Origin of the sequence: Methylobacterium soli (assembly GCF_008806385.1) — a bacterium.
Classification (GTDB): domain Bacteria; phylum Pseudomonadota; class Alphaproteobacteria; order Rhizobiales; family Beijerinckiaceae; genus Methylobacterium; species Methylobacterium soli.
Window position 1 is genome coordinate 2,877 of the sequence record NZ_VZZK01000093.1, and the last position, 209, is coordinate 3,085.

General features: G+C 61.7%; 1 pseudogene. It reads right to left on the minus strand.

From position 1 onward, the window contains the following. Window positions 1-209 (minus strand): annotated as a pseudogene (locus F6X53_RS32875) (M10 family metallopeptidase); the annotation flags it as partial.

A 209-nucleotide genomic window follows, 5' to 3' on the forward strand; every position in this document is an offset into this window, starting at 1 on the left:
GTCGGGGTTCTCGGCCAGATACGCTTTCGTGTGGAAATAGGCGTTCGGGTCCCGGCCCTCCTTCCAGCCGAACGTCTCGTAATGCGTGTCGGCATCCACATGGCCCCGCCAGACGTCGAGGTTGTTCGCGTAGTAGAAGACGTCGTCCACCACGTGGTGTCCGTCGTTGTTCTGGATCTCCCCGTCGGTGAAGCGCAGCGTGTCGATGC